Source organism: Bradyrhizobium sp. BTAi1 (genome assembly GCF_000015165.1).
Lineage (GTDB): Bacteria > Pseudomonadota > Alphaproteobacteria > Rhizobiales > Xanthobacteraceae > Bradyrhizobium > Bradyrhizobium denitrificans.
The window spans coordinates 5,875,963-5,896,157 of the sequence record NC_009485.1; the positions used below are offsets into that span (position 1 = coordinate 5,875,963).

A 20,195-nucleotide genomic window follows, 5' to 3' on the forward strand; every position below is an offset into this window, starting at 1 on the left:
AGGACGATGGCTGCGAACGAAAAGTACCTGATCCTCGGCTCGAACTCGTTTTCGGGCGCAACCTTCGTCGATTTCCTGGCTGCGGCCGGTCACGACGTCATCGCGACCAGCCGCTCGGACGAGCCGCATGAGGCGTTCCTGCCCTACAAGTGGCAGAAGCGTCCCGGCAATGTCCGCTTCAAGCGCGTCGATCTCAACCACGATCTCGATGCGCTGAAGGCGCTGCTGGCGGCCGAGCGGCCGACCCATGTCGTGAACTTCGCAGCCCAAAGCATGGTCGGCGAGAGCTGGCTGTATCCAGACCACTGGATGATGACCAACGTCGTCTCGGCCGTCCGCTTGCACGACATCCTGCGCAACTATGACGGCCTCGACCGCTACGTCCACGTCACGACGCCGGAAGTCTACGGCTCGACCGAGGGCTGGGTCCGTGAGGACGCAGCCTTCAACCCGTCGACGCCCTACGCGGTGTCGCGCGCGGCTGGCGACATGAGCCTGCGCACCTATTTCGCCAACTACCAATTCCCCGTGGTCTTCACCCGCGCCGCCAATGTCTACGGCCCGGGCCAGCAGCTCTACCGGATCGTGCCGCGGACCATCGTCGCCGCGATGACCGGGCAGAAGCTGCGGCTCGACGGGGGCGGCAAGTCGGTGCGCGTGTTCATCCACATGACCGACGTGTCGGACGCGACGGTGAAGATCGGCCGCAGCGGCAAGCTCGGCGAGACCTACCACATCTCCGGCTATGAGCTGGTCTCGATCCGCACCCTGGTCGAGATGATCCTGGCCCGGCTGGGCAAGTCGTTCGAAGACTGCGTCGAGATCGGCCCGGAGCGGCCGGGCAAGGATACCGCCTATACGCTCGACAGCTTCAAGCTGCGCACCGAGCTCGGCTGGCGCGACACCTACTCGCTGGAACAGGGCATCGACGACGTCATCGCCTGGGCGCGACGCTTCGAGAATGTCATGGCCAAGCTGCCGACCAAGTACGAACATAAACCCTGATCGACACCCTGATCGACCCCTGCGCTTCCTGACGGGAAGCGCGACTGGAGAGCACGATGAACGTTGCAGTCCGGAGCACCGCGGCCAAGCCCGACGTCGCCGCCCTGAAGGCGCAGGCCGCCAGGCTGCGCGGCAAGATCATCGAGATGTCGCACAAGGCCCAGGCCGCGCATCTGGCCTCGTCGCTGTCCTGCGCCGATGCGATGACTGCTGCTTATTGGCACGTGCTGAACATCGACCCGAAAAACCCCACCGATCCGCTGCGCGACCGGTTCATCCTGTCCAAGGGTCATGCCGCCGCGGCGCTGTTCGCGACCTTGGCGATGAAGGGCTACTTCCCGATCGAGGAGCTCGATACCTATTGCCAGGACGGCGGCCGGCTCGCCGAACATCCGCCGGCGAACCTTCTGCCCGGCGTCGAGGCCGCGACCGGCTCGCTCGGCCACGGCCTGCCGCTGGGCTGCGGCATGGCGCTGGCGGGCCGCATCAAGGGCGAGAGCTTCCGCGTGTTCGCTCTGCTGTCGGACGGCGAGAACAATGAGGGCTCGGTGTGGGAGGCCGCGATGTTCGCCGCCGCCCAGAAACTCGAGAATGTCTGCGTCGTCGTCGACTACAACAAGTGGCAGGCCACCGCGCGCTCCAACGAGACCCTGATGCTGGCGCCGCTGCGCGACAAATGGGCCGCCTTCGGCTGGGACGCGCATGAGATCGACGGCCATGACGTCGGCGCGCTCGCCGAGGCCATGCAGAACATTCCGAACGGGTCGGGCAAGCCGGTGGCGCTGATCGCCCACACGGTCAAGGGCAAGGGCGTGTCGTTCATGGAGGACGACAACAACTGGCATTACCGCGCCCCCACCGCTGAGGAAGTCGTCAAGTCGTTCAAGGAGCTCGGCCTGTCATGAGAAACGCATTCGCGGACGAACTGACCAAGCTCGGCAACGAGGACAGCCGCGTCGTCATGCTGTCGGGTGACATCGGCAACCGGCTGTTCGACAAGTTCAAGGACAAGCATCCGAGCCGCTTCTTCAACTGCGGCGTCGCCGAAGCCAACATGATGGGCGTTGCCGCCGGCATGGCCATGAACGGCCTGCGCCCGGTCGCCTACACCATCACCCCCTTCGTGACGACGCGCTGCCTGGAGCAGATCCGCACCGACGTCTGCTATCACGAGGCGCCAGTCACGATCGTCGCGGTCGGCGCCGGCCTCGCTTATTCCGGTCTCGGCCCGACCCACCACGCCTGCGAGGACATCTCGTTCCTGCGCTCGATCCCGAACATGGTCGTGATCTGCCCCGGCGACGCTTTCGAGGTGCGCGGTGCGCTGCGCGCGGCGATGCAGCAGGACCGGCCGGTCTACATCCGCATGGGCAAGAAGGGCGAGCCGGTCGTTCACAAGGGACCGATTGCGGATTTCAAGATCGGCAAGGCGATCACGATCGAGGAAGGCAGCGATGTGTGTCTGCTCTCGACCGGCAACATGCTGCCGGAAGTCATTGAGGCCGCACACAAGTTGAAGGAGAAGGGCATCTCCGCCGAGGTCGTCAGCTTTCACACCGTGAAGCCGCTGGATGAGGACAAGCTCAAGCAGGCCTTCAGCCGCTTCAAGCTAGTCGCGACCATTGAGGAGCATTCGCTGATCGGCGGCTTCGGCTCGGCCGTGTCCGAATGGCTTGCCGATACCGAGACGAAGCACCAGAAGTTCCTGCGCTTCGGCACGCCGGACGCCTTCTTCAAGAAATCAGGCGAACAGGAATATGCTCGCGAGGTGCTGGGACTGACCGGCCACCAGATCGCGGACAAGATCATCCACGCGTTGAGCTGAGACATCACATGAAGACCCAAGCTGCCCTCCTGGTCCAGACCGGCCAGCCGCTCGTCCTGGCCGAGATCGAGACGCCGGCCCTGAAGCCGGGGCAGGTCCTGGTCGAGATCGCTTATTCCGGCGCCTGCGGCACGCAGGTGATGGAGTGGCGCGGCGACAAGGGCGAGGACAAATGGGTGCCGCATTGCCTGGGCCATGAAGGCACCGGCACGGTGATCGAAGCCGGCAGCGCCGTCACCAAGGTCAAGGTCGGCGACAAGGTCGTACTGTCCTGGATCAAGGGCACGGGCATCGAGGCGGGCGGCGCCGTCTATGACTGGGACGGCAAGAAGGTCAACGCCGGCGGCGTCACCACCTTCCAGCGCCATGCCGTGGTCAGCGAAAACCGCCTGACCCTGCTGCCGCCGGACCTGCCGATGGATGTCGCCGTGCTGCTCGGCTGCGCCGCTCCGACTGGCATGGGCGCGGTCTACAACGTGCTGAAGGTCCAGCCCGGCGATGCGGTCGCCGTGTTCGGCACCGGCGGCATCGGTCTGAACGCGCTGATGGCCGCCGCACTCGCCGGCGCCATGCCGGTGATCGGCATCGACCCCAACCCGACGCGACGTGCGCTCGCCCAGATCTACGGCGCGACCCATGTGATCGACGCCTCCGGCGACGTGCTGGCCGAGATCAAGAAGATCGTGCCGCAGGGCGTTGATCTCGCGGTTGAGTCCTCCGGCATTCCGGCCGTGATGGAGCAGGCCATCAACGCCACCCGCCAGCAGGGCGGCCGAGCGGTGGTCATCGGCAATGCCAAGCACGGCGCCGTGCTGTCGCTCAATCCGGGCGTCTTCAACCAGGGCAAGAGCCTGCTCGGCACCTGGGGTGGCGACAGCATGCCGGATCGCGACTACGGGCGCTACGGGCGGCTCTTGAACTCCGGCCGTTTCCCGGTGCGGGACCTCCTGTCAAAGCCCTACAGCCTCGCCCAGGCCGATCAGGCGCTGCAGGATCTCGCCGCCGGCAAGGTCGGCCGTCCGCTGATCGACATGTCGCTGCGTTAAGTCCAGGCCATGCGGATCGGGATCGACTTCGACAACACGATCGCCTGCTATGACGGCGTGTTTCATGCGGCAGCCCTCGAGCGCGGCCTGATCCCGGCCGATCTCGGCCGCGACAAGAACAGCGTCCGCGACCATCTCAACGGCAGCGGCCGCAAGGACGACTTCACCGAGCTGCAGGGCTACGTCTACGGCGCCCGCATGGACCTGGTGTCGCCCTACCCCGGCTTCGCGGAGTTCGTCGCCGCGGCGCGGGCCGCCGGCCATGACCTGTTCATCGTCAGCCATAAGACCAAGCACCCCATTCTGGGCCCGAAGCACGACATGCATGCCGCCGCGCGCGGCTTCCTGACCGACCGCGGCCTGATGGGCGAAGCGTCCGGCCAGATCGCGCCCGACAGGGTGTTCTTCGAACTGACCAAGGACGAGAAGGTGGCTCGCGCCCATGCGCTGGCCTGCGAGCTGTTCGTCGACGATCTGCCGGAGATCCTGGCGATGAGCGGATTTCCGGACGGGATGCGCAAGGTGCTGTTCGATCCGGAAAACCAGTTCGCAGCCAAGCCCGTGCCTTACGAGCGTCGCGCCTCCTGGGTCGAGATCGCGGCGGATGTCGTCCGTGACCGCGGCTGAGGCCGGCGCGGACACCGATGCCGCCCTGCTGGCGCTGGCGCAGCGCCTCGCTGCGCAGGCCGGCAAGGCCACCCCCACGGCGTTGACGCGTCTGGCCGGCGGCCGCAACAATCAGGTCTTTCGCGTCGACACCGAGGCTGGCCCCCTCGTCCTCAAGCGTTACTTCACCGACGCCCGCGACAGCCGCGACCGGCTGGGCGCCGAGTGGAGCTTCATCAGCCATGCCTGGTCGCGCGGTGTTCGCGTCGTGCCCGAGCCGATGGCCTGCGACCGCGCCGTGCAGGCCGGGCTCTACAGCTTCGTCGAAGGACGCAAGCTGACCGCCGCCGAGCTGGCGCCGGCTCATGTGGATGCCGCGATTGACTTCGTGCTCGCGGTGAATGCCCCGCCGCGCCCCACTCTGGCGCCGGGATCGGAAGCCTGCTTCTCGCTCGCCGAGCACATCGCGACCGTCGAGCGCCGCGTGGCCCGGCTTGCGACGCTCGATGCCGACGTGCCGCACGTGTCCGAGGCCAGGCAGTTCGTCGCAACGCGGCTGCAGCCGGCCTGGGCAGAGGTGAAGGCAACCATTCTGCGCGGCGCCGCGGCCGAAGGCCTTGCCCTCGATGCAGCCATTCCGGCCGATCAGGTCTGCCTGTCCCCATCCGACTTCGGCTTCCACAACGCGCTGATCGACGACCAGGGCAAGCTGACCTTCCTGGATTTCGAATATGCCGGCCGCGACGACCCGGCCAAGCTGGTGTCGGACTTCTTCTGCCAGCCCGAGGTGCCGGTGCCGCTCGCCGCGCACGAGCATTTCATCGACCGGCTGGCCGACGGCCTCGGACTCGACGCGGCCAGCGTCGCACGCTGCCGCCTGCTGCTCGACGCCTACCAGGTCAAGTGGACCTGCATCATCCTGAACGACTTCCTGCCGCTCGGCGCCGTCAGACGCGCCTTCGCCGACACCGGCGCCTGGGCGCAACGCTGCGCCGTGCAGCTCGCCAAGGCCGAAGCGCAGCTCGGCCTGATCGGCGCCACATCCGACTAACCGATATCGTAACGCCCGGAGATCTTCATGGCCTATCGCGAGTTCGTCAGTCTCGTCCACAAATCGACCAAGCGCGACTATCTCGCGCGCGTCACCCAGCGCGACAAGGCCGATGTCGCCGAGATGGCGATCAAGTTCGACTATGACTATTGGGACGGCAGCCGCGAGACCGGCTATGGCGGCTATAAATATGACGGCCGCTGGCGCAAGGTCGCCGACGCCATGATCGAGACCTACGGCATCAAGCCGGGCATGCGCGTGCTCGACGTCGGCTCCGGCAAGGGCTTCATCCTGCACGATTTCCGCGAGGCCATCCCGGATCTCGAGGTCGCCGGCATCGACATCTCCTCCTATGGAGTCGAGCATACGATGGAAAGCGTGAAGCCGTTCTGCCAGGTCGGCAGCGCTGCCAAGCTGCCCTACCCCGACAAGTATTTCGATCTCGTCATCTCGATCAACACGCTGCACAATCTCTACAACTACGATCTCGATGCCGCGCTGCGCGAGATGGAGCGCGTCAGTCGCGGCGCCAAATATCTCTGCGTCGAGGGTTACCGCAACGAGCGCGAGAAGGTGAACCTGATGTACTGGCAGCTCACCTGCCGCATCTTCCACACCCCCGAGGAATGGGCGTTCGAGTTCAAGCGCTCGGGCTACACCGGCGACCACGAATTCATTTTCTTCGAATGAGACGGAACGACGGGCGGCGGCCGGCTCTTCCACCGTCGCCCGACAAGCTGGCCCTCGCCCTCTCACCGGGAGGGCGCGAGGGCGGCACAGGGCTCATCGCGCTGACGACCCGGCGAATTCCGGTCGATCGAGCATAGTCCGCCTCGTGAAGGCCCCGCGGCAGGTGTCGGCGGAGCGAAAGCAGACCCACACCGTCTGGGGGGGATGGCGCTTTTGCGATCTCTGCAGAATGTCTCTATAAATGTGCTTCCAGAGGCAAGAGCACGGGACGGGGCTGCCAATGACGAAGTCATTGAAGGTTGCGATTGCTGAAGGACTGCCACCTCAAACGCTCTTCAAGCTGCGCTCGATCAAGCGCGCCCTGATGGGGCAGCCGCCGCCGGAGCGCCCGCAAGCGGCCGAAGCGCCCGCGCCTGCATCCGAAGCCGTCTCCGCGCCCACTGATGAGGTGCAACCGGCTGCGCATGAACCGCGGACGAGACAGACCGAGGCGCTGGAACGGCTCGACGCCCACAAGATCAGCGCGCCGTATCTGTTCTTCGACGTCGATGACGTGCTGATCCTGCCGGCCAAGGAGATCGCGCGCACGCTGACCCTGAGCGTGATGTACATCAACAGCGCCGACGTAAAGGGCGACATCGCCGAATTCGGCACCATGGGCGGCTTCACCGCGCGAACGCTGGCCAACGCGATGGTGTTCGATCCGCGCTACCAGCCGAACCATCCGCTGCGCACCTTGCGTTTGTTCGACAGTTTCGAGGGGCTGCCGGAGATCACCGACAAAGTCGACCTCGAGTCGCAGCACGTGAAGTCCGGAACCTGGTCAAAAGGCGGTTGCCGGATCCTCAGTGCAAACGAACTGCGGACCATGGTCGAGGCGATCATTCCACCGAGCCGGGTCCGGATCTACGAAGGCTGGTTCTCTGATACCGTCAAGCAGCTGCCTGACGATACGCGCCTCGCCCTGATCCATTTCGACGGCGATCTGTATTCGTCGACCATGGATGCGCTGGTCCCGTGTTTCGAACGCGGCTTCATTTCCAAGGGCGCCGTGATCTGCTTTGACGACTGGAACTGCAACGAAGCCGACCCGGACGCCGGCGAGCGCAAGGCCTGGGCCGATCTGGTCAGTCGTTTCAATATCGTCGCCAGCCACTCCGGCGACTACGCGATCCAGAGCACGAAGTTCATCATCCATTCCTACCGCGGCATGAAGCCGCGGATGGACTGACGCGGCGTCCGCTCGTCTGGGATCAGGAATAGGGTTTAATCATCAGGCCCTGTCCGGTCGGCAGCGCCAGGATGGCGACGCCCCGCTCCGCTGCAAACTTGTCGAACGCTTCCTTCTGGGCCTCGTAGCGCACGAACCCGTAGTCATCGAGCAGGATCGGCGCGCCCGGCAACAGCTTGTCCCAGAAATAGGTCGCGGCGGCGATCTCGGGGGCCGCATTGTTCATGTCGATCGAGAGGTAGGCGACCTTGCCGATGTCGACGCTGGTCAGCGTCTCCGGAACGCTGCCGCGGGTGATCACGACGTCCTTGAATTCCGCAAAATTACGGACGACGTGGTCATAGATGTCCTCACCATAGCCGATGCGGAAATGCGGAATGTTGATCAGCTCCTCGTCCGCCAATTGAGTCTCGTCGACGCCCCGGAACGTGTCGAACAGGAAGAACTTCCGGCCCACCTTGTTCCAATCGTAATAGGAGGCAATGGCGGTGCTCAGGAGTCCCTTCCACACGCCGCATTCGACGAAGTCGCCGTCCAGCCGCAGCGCCAGGCTCGCACACCACAGCGCGACATGGACGCGCCAGTAATAGCGATGATCGATGACGGTCGCCTGGACGGCGCGTTTGTAGGCGGCAACGAAGCGCGGATCCCGCATGAAGTCGTGGTTGTGAACAATGTAGGGATCGTTGCGCAACCCGTCGAAATCGTAGACCGGAACATATATGCCGTCGCCCGCCGGACGCTCGACCTCGACCGAGGGCGAAGATGGCGACTGCGCGGACGCTCCTCCGGCCGACAAGAGTTCGACCGTACGGCGCAGGCGCACCAGTTCGTCGCCCTGTGCACGGAGCGCAGCCGACTCACGCTGCAACGTCGTGAGATAGGCCCGGCTGACGGTCTCTACAGGTTCGCCATCCCGGGGAGTCATGCGGAACTTGTTGGCCTCGACGCTGCTCTGAAACGCTATCTCCACCTGTTGAGCAACGGGGTCCACCACGACAGGCGCCGCAGGGGTAACCACGGCTGCAGCCGGCGGCTGCGGTTCTGGCACCACCGGGGCGCGTGCGACCGCTGCAAGCCGGTCGATCGTCTCGGTTCGGACCAACTGCAAACCAAACGAGCGCAACATCTGGTTAGTGGCATTTTTTCCGGCTGCGATCAGTCCCATTGCCCCTCCCGGTCGCCATGCCTGTCGACGACCTTGTTGTCGCAGGTCTCCGGAGACTTGTCCAATGCCCGGACGTGTCGAGAGAATGCGCCCCAGGAGCGCGACAACGCACTGCCTTTCCTGCGAAATGAAACGGACCGCGGTCCGCAGCTGCTAGGCCGCCGACTGACCTTTCCCTTGCAGAGCCCTCCTGGGGCCGTTAAGCGAGATGGCTAGGCCGCAGCTCGCGCAACAGCCGCTTGTTGTAAGGTCGCGTGGCTATTGGCTTGGACCGCATCGGAGATGTGTCAATGCTTACCGCGTTGAAGAATGGGCTTGCCAATGTGCTGCCGCCGCCGGCGCTCTATTGGTTGCGGTCGGTCAAGCGCGCCATCATGTTCGAGCCGCCGTTGCCCTGGCCATATGGTCCGGATGAAGCGAGCGCGTCCGCCATCACACCGGCCATCGCGATCGCAGCTCCCGCTTTTCACGGCAGCGACGACGGGCGGGTGATCCAGGACATTGCGCTCGAGAAATACAAGGCCAAGCAGCTCCCCTCGCCTGCGTCTTATTACGGTTATGAGGACGTGCTGATCCTGCCCGCCAAGGAGATCGCCAAGGCGCTCACGCTCAGCGTTCAATACATCAACAGCGCGCATGTGAACGGCGACGTCGCGGAATTCGGCACGATGGGCGGCTTCAGCGCGGCAACGCTGGCGATGTCGATGGTGTTTGATCTTCAGCGTCAGCCGCTTGCCAAGAGCGCCTCGGGCGAAAACCCGTTTCGCGTGTTGCGGCTGTTCGACAGCTTCGAGGGACTGCCCGAGATCACCTCTCCGATCGATCAGGTCGCGCCGCATGTGATTTCCGGCGCGTGGGCCAAGGGCGGCTGCAAGGTGCTGGCGGCGCCCGAGCTGCGCGAGCGCATCGGCAAGATCCTGCCGCCGCACCGTTTCGAACTTTATGAGGGCTGGTTCGCCGATACCGTGAAGACGCTGCCGCCGGAGACGCGCTTTGCGATGATCCATTTCGACGGCGACCTGTATCAGTCGACCATGGATGCGCTGGTCCCGTTGTTCGAGCGCGGCATGATCTCGATCGGCGCCGTCATCTGCTTCGACGATTGGAATGCCAATCGCGCGATCCCGACCACCGGCGAGCGGCAAGCCTGGAAGGAGCTGGTCGAGATGTTCGCGATCGAGGCCTCCAACAGTGGCGACTACTCGGTCGGCGGCACGCGCTTCCTGATCCATTCCTATCGTGGCATTCCGGCCGATCCGATCTGACCCGGCTTACGGCGACGGCCGCCGGGCGGAACCTAAGAGGTCGCCGATCGTGTGGCCCGCCAAGAAGATGGCACCTGGCACCGTGAGGTGCCCCGGATCGAATGCCGTCAGTTGCGAGGCGCCGGGACCGATGCGGCTGAGACAGCCCTCGTCGTTGCAGAACACGTCGCGCACCGAAATGTAGTCGATGCCGAGCTCACGGGTGAGCTCGCGGAACAGGGCGTCGCGGCCGTGCGTCCATTCATCGTTGGAGCGGAACAGGGTCCGCTCCGGCAGCAGCTGTCCGGTTTGCCGGTAGTAGTCCAGCACGTTGGCGGACAGGCCGCCGCCCAGCCAGCTCGGCGGCGGGCCCATCAGCACGATCCTGGCAATGCCGTTTGCCCTGAGCGCAGCGACCGTACGCGGCAGATCCTCGCGCAGCACCGCCTCGGCATAGCCCCAGGTGGCGTCGAGAATGACGACGTCGGGCTTCAGGCGCCCGATCCGCAGCACGACGTCGTCGTTGATGCTCTTGCAGAACGGCCGAGCGTCCAGCGTGTAGCCGATCAGCGGCGGACAGGCGGACGCGGTGTACTGCGCGACGTCATAGCCGCGCTCCACTGAGAAATGGAGCAAGCCTGGATAGAGCGCCGCGCCATAGGAATCGCCCCAGATCAGCAGCAGCGGCCGACCGCCCTGCCCGGCGCAGTCGGCGCCGAAGGCCGAAGCCGGCTGCAGAACAAGCAGACAGCGGCCGCGACGCCAGTGCGACCACGTCTCGCTGCCGGACAGCAAGAAGCCCCTGATCTCAGGGGCATACCGGACCGGCAGGCCGCGCGTGCTCGTCGCAAGGATTCCGACCGCTCCCGTGGCCGTCATGGCGGCCAGCAACGGCCAGACCCGCCAGGACATGGGCGCCGCGCCGAACCTGATCGGCAGCTCGATGAAGCGGTAGGTGAGCCATGCCAGCACGGCGCTCAGCCCGAGCATCATCAGCAGCATCCAAGCCGGGGCGGCTCCACCGACCTGAAGCTTCATGAAGGCGATCAGCGGATAATGCCAGAGATAGAGCGGGTAGCTGATGAGGCCGACGAAGACCAGCGGAGGCTGAGCCAGCATGCGATGCACGAATGTGCCGCCGGTCGCGATCAGTGCCATGGTCGCCGCCACGGGGACGATGGTGCGAACGCCGGGCCAGGGCGAGTTGCCGCTGACGAGGAAAAATGCGACGAGGAGTCCGGCCGCGCCGAAGCCGGCGAGCAGGTTGCCGGCCAACGGGGCCGCTTGAACAATCGGGCGCGGAGTCCTCCAGACCGCCACAAGCGAGCCCGCCAGCAGCTCCCACCCCCGCGTGGTCGGGGAGTAGAACGCCCAGGCCGCATCTTGCGCCGGTGTCGCGAGACAGAGCACGAAGGAGCCGATCCCCAAGGCTGCAATGATGGCCACCTTGTGCGACGGCCATCGGGCAATCAGCACGAAGGCAGCCGGCCAGATGATGTAGTATTGCTCCTCGATGCCCAGCGACCACAGGTGCAGCAGCGGAAGGCGTTCGGCGCCAGGATCGAAATAGCCGACGATCTGCTCGTTCAGCATGAAGTTTTCGACGAACGCTGCGGCGCCCTTGATGTTGGTCCCGAGCGCTTCCATCTCGGCCACCGACAGCACGAACCACGCGATCAGGAATGTCGCCAGCACGACGGCGATCAAAGCCGGAAAGATCCGCAGGATGCGGCGGGCGTAGAACCTTGCAAAGCTGAAGCTCTTCTCGGCGCATTGCCGATCGATGATCCCGGTAATCAGATAGCCCGAGATCACGAAGAAGACGTCCACGCCGGCAAAGCCGCCCGGCAGCAGCTGCGGAAAGGCGTGGTAGATGAGCACCGCGATCACCGCGACCGCGCGCAGCCCGTCGATGTCGGGCCGATAGGTCAACGCCTGCGCCGTGCTGCGCGACGACGAGGCGGAGCCCGCGGCTCGGAGCTCAACGCTGCTGGCGATCGTCATTCTCGCGAATCCGCTGAAACGCGCTCGTCTTCTCCAGCGCGCTGACGAGATCAAGGGTGAAGTCGGCGGCGCCCCTGTGGTCGAGATGGCCACCGCCGTCCCAGCTCGAATAGTCGTTGCGTGCCGGCATCGCCATCTCGACGCCAATCGCGTCCGCGACCTCGCGTACCTGAGTTCTGCAGCCGTGGAAGTTCGGCACCAAGGTCATCACGACGGGCGCGCCGAGCGACCGTACGAACTCGCGCGCATTGGCAATCACGTCCGGCGTGGTATGGCAGTCCGGATCGCGCGTCATCTTCACACCCGGATTGCCGTCGGCGAGAAAGCGCGGGAACGCGCGCATGTCAGCGGCTCCAGTCCGGTCGTCGCGTTCGAAAGGCGGAATCGCGTTGGCTCTCGGCGCCGCGAACGAGCGACGAACATCCCGCGTCGCGTCTTCCAGCCGCCATCGCAGATTGCGCCTTAACACCTCATAATACGCCCCGAAGCGGCTGAGCCTGATGCTCGGGATCTGGCGGGCGTCGGCGCCGAAGGACCGCATCAGGTTCCGGTGGAAGAAGTTGCCGCCGCCTCCGCCGTCATCGGCATTCACGATCCACAGCCGCGGACGGATGTGATGCTTGTTCGCAATCTGCCGCACGAACTCGCCGCTGGCGACGCCGACAAACGCCATGTTGTAGAATTTCAGTCCGTAGCGCTGTTCGAGGCGCTCGCGCATGATGGCCTGGTCGACCGCGAACGACACCAGGGATGATCCGAGGATGATGACGTCGGCCTGGCGCGCATGGTCGATCGAGCGGCCGATGTGATGATAGAACAGATCCTGGTCCTGGATCTCGGTGACGCTGTCGCCGCCGAAATTGCGATACCACGCCCGGTCGTCCGCCCTGCTGATCGCACTGAAATGGTCGCCGCCCTGCGCCCCCAGCCAGACGCCGAGGCCGCCCAGCATCGCCGCGGTCAGTCCGAGCAGGCAGCCGAGATAGCGTCGTCCAGCTGGACCGAGGCCCCCGGCCCTGGCCTTCTCGCCGGCGCGACCGGTCAGCTCCATCGGATCATCCATCGCGGCCCCAGGCGCTCGGACGACGGCTTATTTATCGAAGCCAGGCAACGCCTCCAGCGTCTGCCTGGCAATGAAGACCGAGCCTGGATTGGTCAGATGGCCGGAATCATAGGCCGTCAGGTCGGCTCCATCCGCGCCGATCCGCGCGAGACATCCGTCGTCGTTGCACATCATCCGGCGCGCCGAGATGTATTGGATGCCGACGCGCTGCGCTTGCGCCTCCAGAAATTCATCCAGCGCCCGCGTCCAGTTGTCGTTCGAGCGGAACTTGGTGCGCGCCGGCAGCACGGTGTGCGTCCGGAAATAATAGTCGAGAATATTCGCCGGCAGGCTGTCGCCGAGCCAGGTCGCCGGCGGTCCGAGCAGGGCGATCCGCGGGACATTGAGCGCCTTCAACGCCGACACCGTCTTATCGAGTCCGTCGCGGAGGGCGTCCGGGCTGTAGCTCCAGGTCGAATAGAACAGCACCAGATCCGGCTTGAGCTCCGCCACCTTCTGGATGACGAAGTCGTTCGCACCCTTGCAGAACCGCCGCTCCGGATGGACGAAACCGAGCAGCGGCGGGCAGGCGGAAGCCGTGAACTCCGCGACCTCGAATCCGCGCTCTGCACCGAAATGGGCCAGTCCCGGATAGAGCGATGCCGCATAGGAATCCCCCCACACCAGGATGAGAGGATGCCGGCCAGTGCCTGCGCAGTCCGGTGAAAACTCGGACGCGCTCTGATCCGGCTTCAGCAGGCACTTTTCCGACCGCCAGAAGCGCGCAGTTTCGCTGCCGTCGAGCATGAAGCCGCGGAGCTCGGCCGGAATCCGGACCGGCAAACCATTGGTCTGGTCAGCCACGACACCGAGGATGCCCAGGGCCGCCATGGCTCCGAGCAGGCCGCCGACCTTGAGCGGCACCAGCTGGCGACCGAAGCGGATCGGCCGCTCGATGAAGCGGTAGGTCGCCCAGGCCAACGCCAGGCTGGCTGCGATGATGGCGATCATGACCCACGCCGGCACCGCATCGACGAACTGGATGCGGGCATAGGCCATCAGCGGATAGTGCCAGAGATAGAGCGGATAGCTGATCAGGCCGACGAAGACGGCGGGCATCGAGGAGAGAATGTAGCGATGCACCAGTGTGCCGCTGGTCGCAATCAGGCCGGCGGCGCCGAGCACCGGCAGCAGCGTGTGAACGCCCGGATGCGGCGTCGGGCGACCGTAGCGCCAGAACGCGACCACGATCGCGAGCAACGCGGCCCATGCGATGAGCTCGCGCACGAGCCGGTGGTCGATCAGCCGCTGCGGGCGAGCCTCCGCATCGCGTCCATCCAGCCAGAGTGCCAGACCGGAGCCGACCAGCAGCTCCCACGCCCGCGTCACCGGCAAATAGAACGCGTAATCGGGCGCACGAGGCTGCACGATCAGGCAGGCAATGAACGACGCCGCCGCCAGCGCAAGCGTGATCGCCAGGCTTCTGCGGCGCCGGCTCCCGATCAACAACAACAGGATCGGCCAGACGATGTAATATTGCTCCTCGATCGCGAGCGACCAGAGATGCAGCAACGGCTTCTTTTCGGCGGCGAGATCGAAATAGCCGACCTGCCCGAGCAGAATGAAGTTCTGGATGAAGACGGCGCCGCCCGCGATGTTGGTGCCGAGCGATTTCAGCTCGCGCGGCGGCAGCACGAACCATGCGATCAGAAACGTGACCAGCACCACCGTGATCAACGCCGGAAAGATGCGGCGGACCCGGCGGACATAGAAATCCGCGATGCTGAACGTGCTCGACAGCATCTGCTTGTGGATGATTCCGGTGATCAGATAGCCGGAGATGACGAAGAAGATATCGACCCCGTAGAAGCCACCCGGGACTGCGGTGGGAAATGCGTGGTAAATGAGAACCGGCAGCACGGCGATCGCGCGCAGGCCGTCAATATCCTTGCGATAGCCGAGCGGCGTCGCGCGGGCCTTGTCAAAGGCAAGGTTCGGCTGAACAAAGTTCATCGGTTCGGGTCGCTCCAGGACAACTTCGGGAGAACAATCGATTGCGTCCAAAGGACGCAGCGCGACAGCCGCCGGCTGCTGACAAGTTCGGAGATATTCACACGCTTTTCCAGGAACTCATCGACCGTCCTGGTGGCAATCAGCGCTGCTAACAACAGGCTTGGCCGGCGGTCTGTGGATCCATAGGCATACGTCAGGATGCCCTCGCCCTCTTTGGCCGACCGGCGTCGCAAGAGCGGCAGCCTCCTGATTGCGAGGCGACCTCCGCAACGGCTGGCGCCGACCACAACTCATGAAACGCCGGCAAAAGCTAGCGGTCGGCCGGTTCCCTGACAAGCATGACAATACCGAAGGAACCGCCATCACCACGGCGACAGTCAAGACTGATCTCCATGCCGTCCACCTCTTTCGCTGCGCCGAGCCTCGCTGCCCCGCGGCTTGCGGTCAGCTGAATAGCTCTATATTCAAAAACGAGTATAATCATGAATTATACAACTGTCGCGCTCATGTATGGGGCTCCAAAATGTCCTTCGTGTCCGCTCCTCCAATTCCGGCCGGCCAGCCCGCGCCAAGCCCGACGGGTGTGATCCGATCATGGAAGGGGAGCCTGGCCGCACGTGTCGTGAAGGCGATCAGCTGGTACCTCAATGCAGCCGGAGACCGTGCCGAACCGTTCAAGGACCTGATCTTTGCGCTGCTGACGTTCCGACAGGCCTTCATGGTCGCCCTGATCTTTCGCCGCCATGCGCATCGCAACGAGTTCGACCGGCAGTTTCGCTATTTCTGCGGCCCCCATCTGGAAAAGGAAATGCAATGGGTGCTCTCCAAGCCGCGCTCGGATCAGTATTGCAACGAGCTGATCCTGTTCCTGCTGATCTGCGAGAAGGAAAAGCGCGTTCTTGAGCTGTTTCCCAACATCGACTGGGAGCGGGTCGACGATGAGTTCATGGAGTCGATCGGCCAGCTGATCAAGAAGCTGATGTCGGGCTATTTCATGGAGCTGCTCGCGCAGGCCCACACGATCAATTGGACTGCGCTCCGCCCGCAGCACCTGCGCCGCTTTGCCGGGATGATCAAAGTTATGCTCGAGCACCGGAGTTTCCGGTTCGAGCAGAAGAGTTTCGAGGGGCGACAGGCCGACGCCCGCCGAGACGGCGACCCCGAGCTGTTCGAAGCCCCTCTGGACCGCTACGTCCCGGAATACTTCTGCGACAAGGAATTGATCGAGACGCTGGTCCATCAGCTCGACCTGCCCAGGCACGACGACATCCTTGTCGCACGCGAGGACCACGGCCAGTACTGGGAGCGGTTTCCTGCCGACCATCCCCAGCGGGAGGTCCTGGCGGAGATCAACCTGTTCTACGCCTATCGCAACCTGCTGCTGACGACCTATCACAGCGGCGAGGGCTTTCATGTCCCCCAGGTTTATATCAAGCTGACCGATACCCAGCAGCGGCTGCGCCGTCATTTGCCGGCTCCCAGCGCCGAGCTCAAGGTCCTTCTCAAGAAGCTCGAGACCGATCTGCCCGACGTCAAGCTGCTCTCTCCGGACTGGAGCGCGCTCATCGGCCACAATGGCCATCTCAACGTGCACCTGATGATGCGGGAAATGGGCTGGTGGCAAGGTCAGCCCCTGCTGCTCGCCGACAAGGACCGGATCGCCAACAAGCCGTTCCTGTCGCTGTTCTCCGACATCTGCCCGACGCTCACATTGGGCGAGAACGCCAGTCCGGGCGTCTGGCACGAGCTCGCCAGCCTGACGCCCTTCCTCGGCGATTCGCACCAGGCCTTCCGCTTCGAGGACGGACGCGCCGTGTACTGGAACGATGCGGGATCACTGGCGCTCAAGCAGTGGGAAAGCCGGCAACGCACTTTTCCGCTGCGCGACATCTACGACCGCCGCTTGCTCGCCGACTCTCGCATCGAGCAAACCTACCAGGACTATCGACGGCGATGGGGCATGGCTGACGGCGACTGGTTCGTCTGCCTCCATGTGCGGGATGCCCAGACGCGCAACGATACCGAGGGCGTCGGCGAATCCATCCGCAACGCCTCGCTCGCAACCTATATCGAGGCGGTCCGCCACATCACCGAATGCGGCGGCTGGGTGGTGCGGATGGGCGGTCGCAAGGTCCCCCCGTTTCCGAAGATGGCGCGGGTGATCGACTATGCCCGCAGCGATGACCAGTTTCCGGCGATGGACATCCATCTGATGCGCCGCGCCCGCATGTTCATTGGAACCACCTCCGGCTTTGCCTATGTGGCAACGAGCTTCGGCATCCCGACGGCCATGGTGAACGCCTTGAGCTCGATCGGCCTGTTGTGGTCAACGGACACCCGCTTCGCGCTCAAGCCGGTGCACAGGACGGACGGCCGCATGCTGTCCCTCAGCGAGTGGACGTCAGAGCAGTATCGCTGGGCCTACCCGACATATGAGTCCGTAGCGCGCGCCGAACTCGTCGTCAGCGAGAGCAGCTCGGACGAGATCCTGGAGACCGTACGCGAGGTCCTCGACATCTCGGATCCCCAGCGCACAGGCCCTGTCCCCGAGGTGGACGTCGGCTGGGAGCGCCACGTTCAGGTGCCAGGTTTCTTCGGCAGCTCGCGGCCGAGCAAATATTTCCTGGAGAAGCACGCCCGAAACCTGCTGAGAGACCCCTGGGCAGATCGACCCCTCCGCGGCGGCTACAGGAGGGCGGCTTCATACTTGCTGAGATAATAGGCGCTGATTCTGCTGGTGCCGTAATAGTGGGGTGTGGGCAGCTGTTCCTGCCAGCGCGCCAAGAGACGTTGCGAGCCGCCATTCACGTGACGCCCCGAGGCCAGATCGACCACCTCTTCGGCTACAGCGCGAATTTCGTCCGCGGTGTTGTTCTGCGGATGCGCGCCATTACGATCGAGAACACCGGCATCGAACAGCCGCCACCGCCACGGGGCCGTTGTCAGTTGCGCCTGCGTCAGCATCGTGCCGTCCGCCAGGCGCACGGGCTTTAGCGCAAATCGAACGTCGCGGTTCCATAACTGCGGATCTGTCGTGATGCAGTTGACGAGGGCGCTCGGAACACCGAAGCTGATCGCAACATTCGTCAATCCAGAGGTCGTGCCGATGAACGCCCTGGCGTTCCGGATCAGGCAGATGTCCATCAATTCGGAGCGGAAGTCGCTCAATGCATAGTCAATTGTGCGATCGAGGGACGGCAGCCTGGGCGAATTCGGACCACCGAGCTTGATCACCCAGCCTCCCTTGTCGGTGACCGCGCGGATCGCATCAAGGTAGGTCTCGATCGGCGAGTTGCGATGGGTCTGACCGGTCCCATCGACCTCGGCATAGTGAGACGCGTCGCGGGTATGCAGACACACATACCAATCGTCCGGCTTCATGCCCCAGGCTTTGCGCATCCGTCGAAACACGTCCTGGACCTGCGGCGTCGCCCCGAAAATCCGGTCATATGCGTCGCGCAAAACGTGGCCCCGCCCTTCCGTCTCCCATTGCATGATGGCGAGAGCGCCGGCTTCCTGCCACGGCACGACCTCGCCATTCGGCAGCCGAAACACATTGAAGTTCATGCCGTACCATCGTTGCAGTGACAGCAGCTCCTCACCGACCGCGTGCGAGACGGTCTCTCCGATCACCACGACGTCGGCCAATCCTTCAAACAGGCGAAAGAACGTCCTGTTAGCAACGAGGTTCGAACGCACGACGATCAGCGCCCTCCCCGACCACCATCCCAGGTCACGCATCCGGAACAGGATGTCGAGCATCCCGAGGTGACCGATTTGCGTCGTCCATTCCTCCGGAATGACCCGCAATTCGTCCAGTGGAATGGACAGCCTTCTCAACACATAGCTGGTTTCCGCCGACAAGGGCGGCACGATCTTGCTGCGCAACTCTGATTGCGCCGCAAGCGCCCTTGCAAACAGGTCGATACCGAGTTCGCCTCGGCCGACATGAGTGACGCGCTGGCCTACGAAGTTGCAGAGATCGAACAATCTGCCCAAAGAGCCGCAGGCAAAGTCGAGTGGATTGGGATGGTAGTTTCGCGCTGGCCGCGATGCCATGTTCTGATGAGGACGCATGTAGCTGGGAAGGCTTTGACAGGCGCTGGTCATGCTTTCGATCGCGCAGGTCTCGTCGCCGGCTATGATTTCCAGCATGGCCTTGAGAAAAGTCAGATGGGCCACCAGCTCAGGCCCCGCGAGCAGAGGAAGCTGTGAGGCAACCTGATGCGCCTTTTCGAACTCTGCGAGCTCGATCAGCGAACGAATCATCGTGTTTGCCAAGTCCAGCGAGCGAGCCGCGAGCTGATCCTGCACGATGAGATCATACGCCTCGCGATCGGCTCCGAGCCGCAACAGGATCTCCGCCGACTGGACCGGGAAGTATCGCCGCGCAAGTCCCGAAAAGGTCTGGTCCGGCTTCTGCGCCAGCATCGCGGCGACGTGCACCCGATAAGCCTTTTCGAGCAGATGCCGGCCCCGCAGTTGCTCGATTTCGAGCAGTACGAGGACCAGGAAAGCCAGACGAGGCGGCAGAAGGCCGAGCATCCTGGCGGCCCAGGCGCTCAACATGCGTGCCCATTGCTGTGACTTCAGCGAGTACAACTCTCTCGAACGCGCAAGTCCGGCCGACAAGGCCATGATCGCGGGCGACCGCTCAGCTAATCCGTGTGTACGCTTTGGGCTCATAAATTCGAAGCTCGCCCTTAAGAGCTGCATCGGATGCTCCAACTCTGTCTCCGGTTGACGACTTGGCCTGTCTCTCAAGAAACTCGTCAGTCCCCGTCGAGGACCAGGACTGGAACGCCATCAAGGCGTTTGTGCGGGTTCAAGAGCCAAGCCAGCATTGAAAGCGGCGCCTCAAAACAGCCAACGAGCAATGTGGCCGCCCTCTCGATTGCGCCATCAAGTCAACGTACGATCAACTATTGCAACTATCCGATGCAACCACGCGGCAATCGGCAAGAGGCCTGCCCGGTCAACAATGAGCAGGATGGTGGACCATAGAACCAGCCGCTCGAGCACCCTCCGGCCGAGTCCGACTGAAATGAAGATGAACGTCGTAAGCCCCGCCAGGGCGGAGTTGAAGAATCCCCCCCCCAGCGCCAGGAACACGGAAAAGCACGCCGTGCTCACGCAGATCATCCGTAGAATTGTCCTTAGGACAAGAACCGTCTCTCTCACGCAGTTGCTCCCCTTTTGCCACTGCAGATTCATGCAACAGAAGACCAGCAGGCGAAGCCGGTCATCAATCTATGTCGAAGCTCTCACTG

At 63.9% G+C, this 20,195-nt stretch carries 15 protein-coding genes; 10 read left to right on the forward strand and 5 right to left on the reverse strand.

Annotated elements, in window-relative coordinates:
- The first annotated feature begins 6 nt into the window (after positions 1-6).
- From BBTA_RS26345 to BBTA_RS26380, 8 genes are all read left to right on the forward strand, one after another.
- Complete coding sequence (locus BBTA_RS26345; protein WP_012045553.1) at positions 7-1,005, forward strand: NAD(P)-dependent oxidoreductase; 999 nt, start codon at positions 7-9, stop codon at positions 1,003-1,005.
- 56 nt (positions 1,006-1,061) lie between these two features.
- On the forward strand, positions 1,062-1,910 hold the full coding sequence (locus BBTA_RS26350; RefSeq protein ID WP_012045554.1) for a transketolase: 849 nt from the start codon (positions 1,062-1,064) through the stop codon (positions 1,908-1,910).
- Entirely contained in the window at positions 1,907-2,830 is a 924-nt protein-coding gene (locus BBTA_RS26355; protein ID WP_012045555.1) for a transketolase family protein, read from the forward strand. Before BBTA_RS26350 ends, BBTA_RS26355 begins: the two co-directional genes overlap by 4 nt.
- Positions 2,831-2,838: 8 nt before the next feature.
- A complete protein-coding gene (locus BBTA_RS26360) occupies positions 2,839-3,876 on the forward strand; it encodes a zinc-binding dehydrogenase (RefSeq protein WP_012045556.1) in 1,038 nt (345 codons plus the stop codon).
- A gap of 9 nt (positions 3,877-3,885) precedes the next feature.
- Entirely contained in the window at positions 3,886-4,503 is a 618-nt protein-coding gene (locus tag BBTA_RS26365; RefSeq protein ID WP_012045557.1) for a hypothetical protein, read from the forward strand.
- On the forward strand, positions 4,481-5,533 hold the full coding sequence (locus BBTA_RS26370; RefSeq protein ID WP_244424122.1) for an aminoglycoside phosphotransferase family protein: 1,053 nt from the start codon (positions 4,481-4,483) through the stop codon (positions 5,531-5,533). The genes BBTA_RS26365 and BBTA_RS26370 overlap by 23 nt, the downstream gene beginning before the upstream one ends.
- A 27-nt stretch (positions 5,534-5,560) precedes the next feature.
- On the forward strand, positions 5,561-6,223 hold the full coding sequence (locus BBTA_RS26375; RefSeq protein ID WP_012045559.1) for a class I SAM-dependent methyltransferase: 663 nt from the start codon (positions 5,561-5,563) through the stop codon (positions 6,221-6,223).
- Positions 6,224-6,503: 280 nt separating this feature from the next.
- Positions 6,504-7,454 carry a TylF/MycF/NovP-related O-methyltransferase gene (locus tag BBTA_RS26380; RefSeq protein ID WP_012045560.1) on the forward strand — a complete coding sequence of 317 codons (951 nt, stop codon included), beginning with the start codon at positions 6,504-6,506 and terminating at the stop codon, positions 7,452-7,454.
- Positions 7,455-7,476: 22 nt separating this feature from the next.
- On the opposite strand, the gene BBTA_RS26385 is transcribed toward BBTA_RS26380, so the two are convergent.
- Positions 7,477-8,622 (reverse strand): TylF/MycF/NovP-related O-methyltransferase, encoded by a 1,146-nt coding sequence (locus BBTA_RS26385; protein WP_041750901.1) that lies wholly within the window; start codon positions 8,620-8,622, stop codon positions 7,477-7,479.
- A gap of 290 nt (positions 8,623-8,912) precedes the next feature.
- On the opposite strand from BBTA_RS26385, the gene BBTA_RS26390 reads away from it, so the two are divergent.
- Entirely contained in the window at positions 8,913-9,887 is a 975-nt protein-coding gene (locus BBTA_RS26390) for a TylF/MycF/NovP-related O-methyltransferase (RefSeq protein ID WP_012045562.1), read from the forward strand.
- A 6-nt stretch (positions 9,888-9,893) separates the two neighbouring features.
- Here the strand turns inward: BBTA_RS26390 and BBTA_RS26395 are convergent, their stop codons facing one another.
- Genes BBTA_RS26395 through BBTA_RS26405 form a run of 3 tightly spaced genes read right to left on the reverse strand, consistent with a single transcriptional unit; the run spans position 9,894 to position 14,925 of the window.
- The gene (locus BBTA_RS26395; RefSeq protein WP_041750902.1) at positions 9,894-11,870 is read right to left on the reverse strand and encodes an acyltransferase family protein; all 1,977 of its coding nucleotides are present in this window, start codon (positions 11,868-11,870) and stop codon (positions 9,894-9,896) included.
- Entirely contained in the window at positions 11,848-12,921 is a 1,074-nt protein-coding gene (locus BBTA_RS26400; protein WP_012045564.1) for a hypothetical protein, read from the reverse strand. Before BBTA_RS26400 ends, BBTA_RS26395 begins: the two co-directional genes overlap by 23 nt.
- Before the next feature lie 39 nt (positions 12,922-12,960).
- Positions 12,961-14,925 carry an acyltransferase family protein gene (locus tag BBTA_RS26405; protein ID WP_012045565.1) on the reverse strand — a complete coding sequence of 655 codons (1,965 nt, stop codon included), beginning with the start codon at positions 14,923-14,925 and terminating at the stop codon, positions 12,961-12,963.
- 292 nt (positions 14,926-15,217) lie between these two features.
- Between BBTA_RS26405 and BBTA_RS26410 the strand changes: the two genes are divergently transcribed.
- Entirely contained in the window at positions 15,218-17,644 is a 2,427-nt protein-coding gene (locus tag BBTA_RS26410; protein ID WP_244424124.1) for a TIGR04372 family glycosyltransferase, read from the forward strand.
- Here BBTA_RS26410 and BBTA_RS26415 read toward each other — a convergent pair.
- Positions 17,611-19,653 carry a TIGR04372 family glycosyltransferase gene (locus BBTA_RS26415; RefSeq protein ID WP_244424126.1) on the reverse strand — a complete coding sequence of 681 codons (2,043 nt, stop codon included), beginning with the start codon at positions 19,651-19,653 and terminating at the stop codon, positions 17,611-17,613. The two genes, BBTA_RS26410 and BBTA_RS26415, sit on opposite strands and share 34 nt — an antisense overlap.
- Positions 19,654-20,195 lie beyond the last annotated feature (542 nt).

What these genes read in the sequence shown, in the direction of transcription:
- BBTA_RS26395 (WP_041750902.1), bottom strand. Translation starts at nt 11,870, where the DNA reads ATGACGATCGCCAGCAGCGTTGAGCTCCGAGCCGCGGGCTCCGCCTCG.
- BBTA_RS26410 (WP_244424124.1), top strand. Translation starts at nt 15,218, where the DNA reads ATGAAACGCCGGCAAAAGCTAGCGGTCGGCCGGTTCCCTGACAAGCAT.
- BBTA_RS26365 (WP_012045557.1), top strand. Translation starts at nt 3,886, where the DNA reads ATGCGGATCGGGATCGACTTCGACAACACGATCGCCTGCTATGACGGC.
- BBTA_RS26355 (WP_012045555.1), top strand. Translation starts at nt 1,907, where the DNA reads ATGAGAAACGCATTCGCGGACGAACTGACCAAGCTCGGCAACGAGGAC.
- BBTA_RS26400 (WP_012045564.1), bottom strand. Translation starts at nt 12,921, where the DNA reads ATGGAGCTGACCGGTCGCGCCGGCGAGAAGGCCAGGGCCGGGGGCCTC.
- BBTA_RS26385 (WP_041750901.1), bottom strand. Translation starts at nt 8,622, where the DNA reads ATGGGACTGATCGCAGCCGGAAAAAATGCCACTAACCAGATGTTGCGC.
- BBTA_RS26350 (WP_012045554.1), top strand. Translation starts at nt 1,062, where the DNA reads ATGAACGTTGCAGTCCGGAGCACCGCGGCCAAGCCCGACGTCGCCGCC.
- BBTA_RS26380 (WP_012045560.1), top strand. Translation starts at nt 6,504, where the DNA reads ATGACGAAGTCATTGAAGGTTGCGATTGCTGAAGGACTGCCACCTCAA.
- BBTA_RS26375 (WP_012045559.1), top strand. Translation starts at nt 5,561, where the DNA reads ATGGCCTATCGCGAGTTCGTCAGTCTCGTCCACAAATCGACCAAGCGC.
- BBTA_RS26390 (WP_012045562.1), top strand. Translation starts at nt 8,913, where the DNA reads ATGCTTACCGCGTTGAAGAATGGGCTTGCCAATGTGCTGCCGCCGCCG.
- BBTA_RS26405 (WP_012045565.1), bottom strand. Translation starts at nt 14,925, where the DNA reads ATGAACTTTGTTCAGCCGAACCTTGCCTTTGACAAGGCCCGCGCGACG.
- BBTA_RS26370 (WP_244424122.1), top strand. Translation starts at nt 4,481, where the DNA reads ATGTCGTCCGTGACCGCGGCTGAGGCCGGCGCGGACACCGATGCCGCC.
- BBTA_RS26360 (WP_012045556.1), top strand. Translation starts at nt 2,839, where the DNA reads ATGAAGACCCAAGCTGCCCTCCTGGTCCAGACCGGCCAGCCGCTCGTC.
- BBTA_RS26345 (WP_012045553.1), top strand. Translation starts at nt 7, where the DNA reads ATGGCTGCGAACGAAAAGTACCTGATCCTCGGCTCGAACTCGTTTTCG.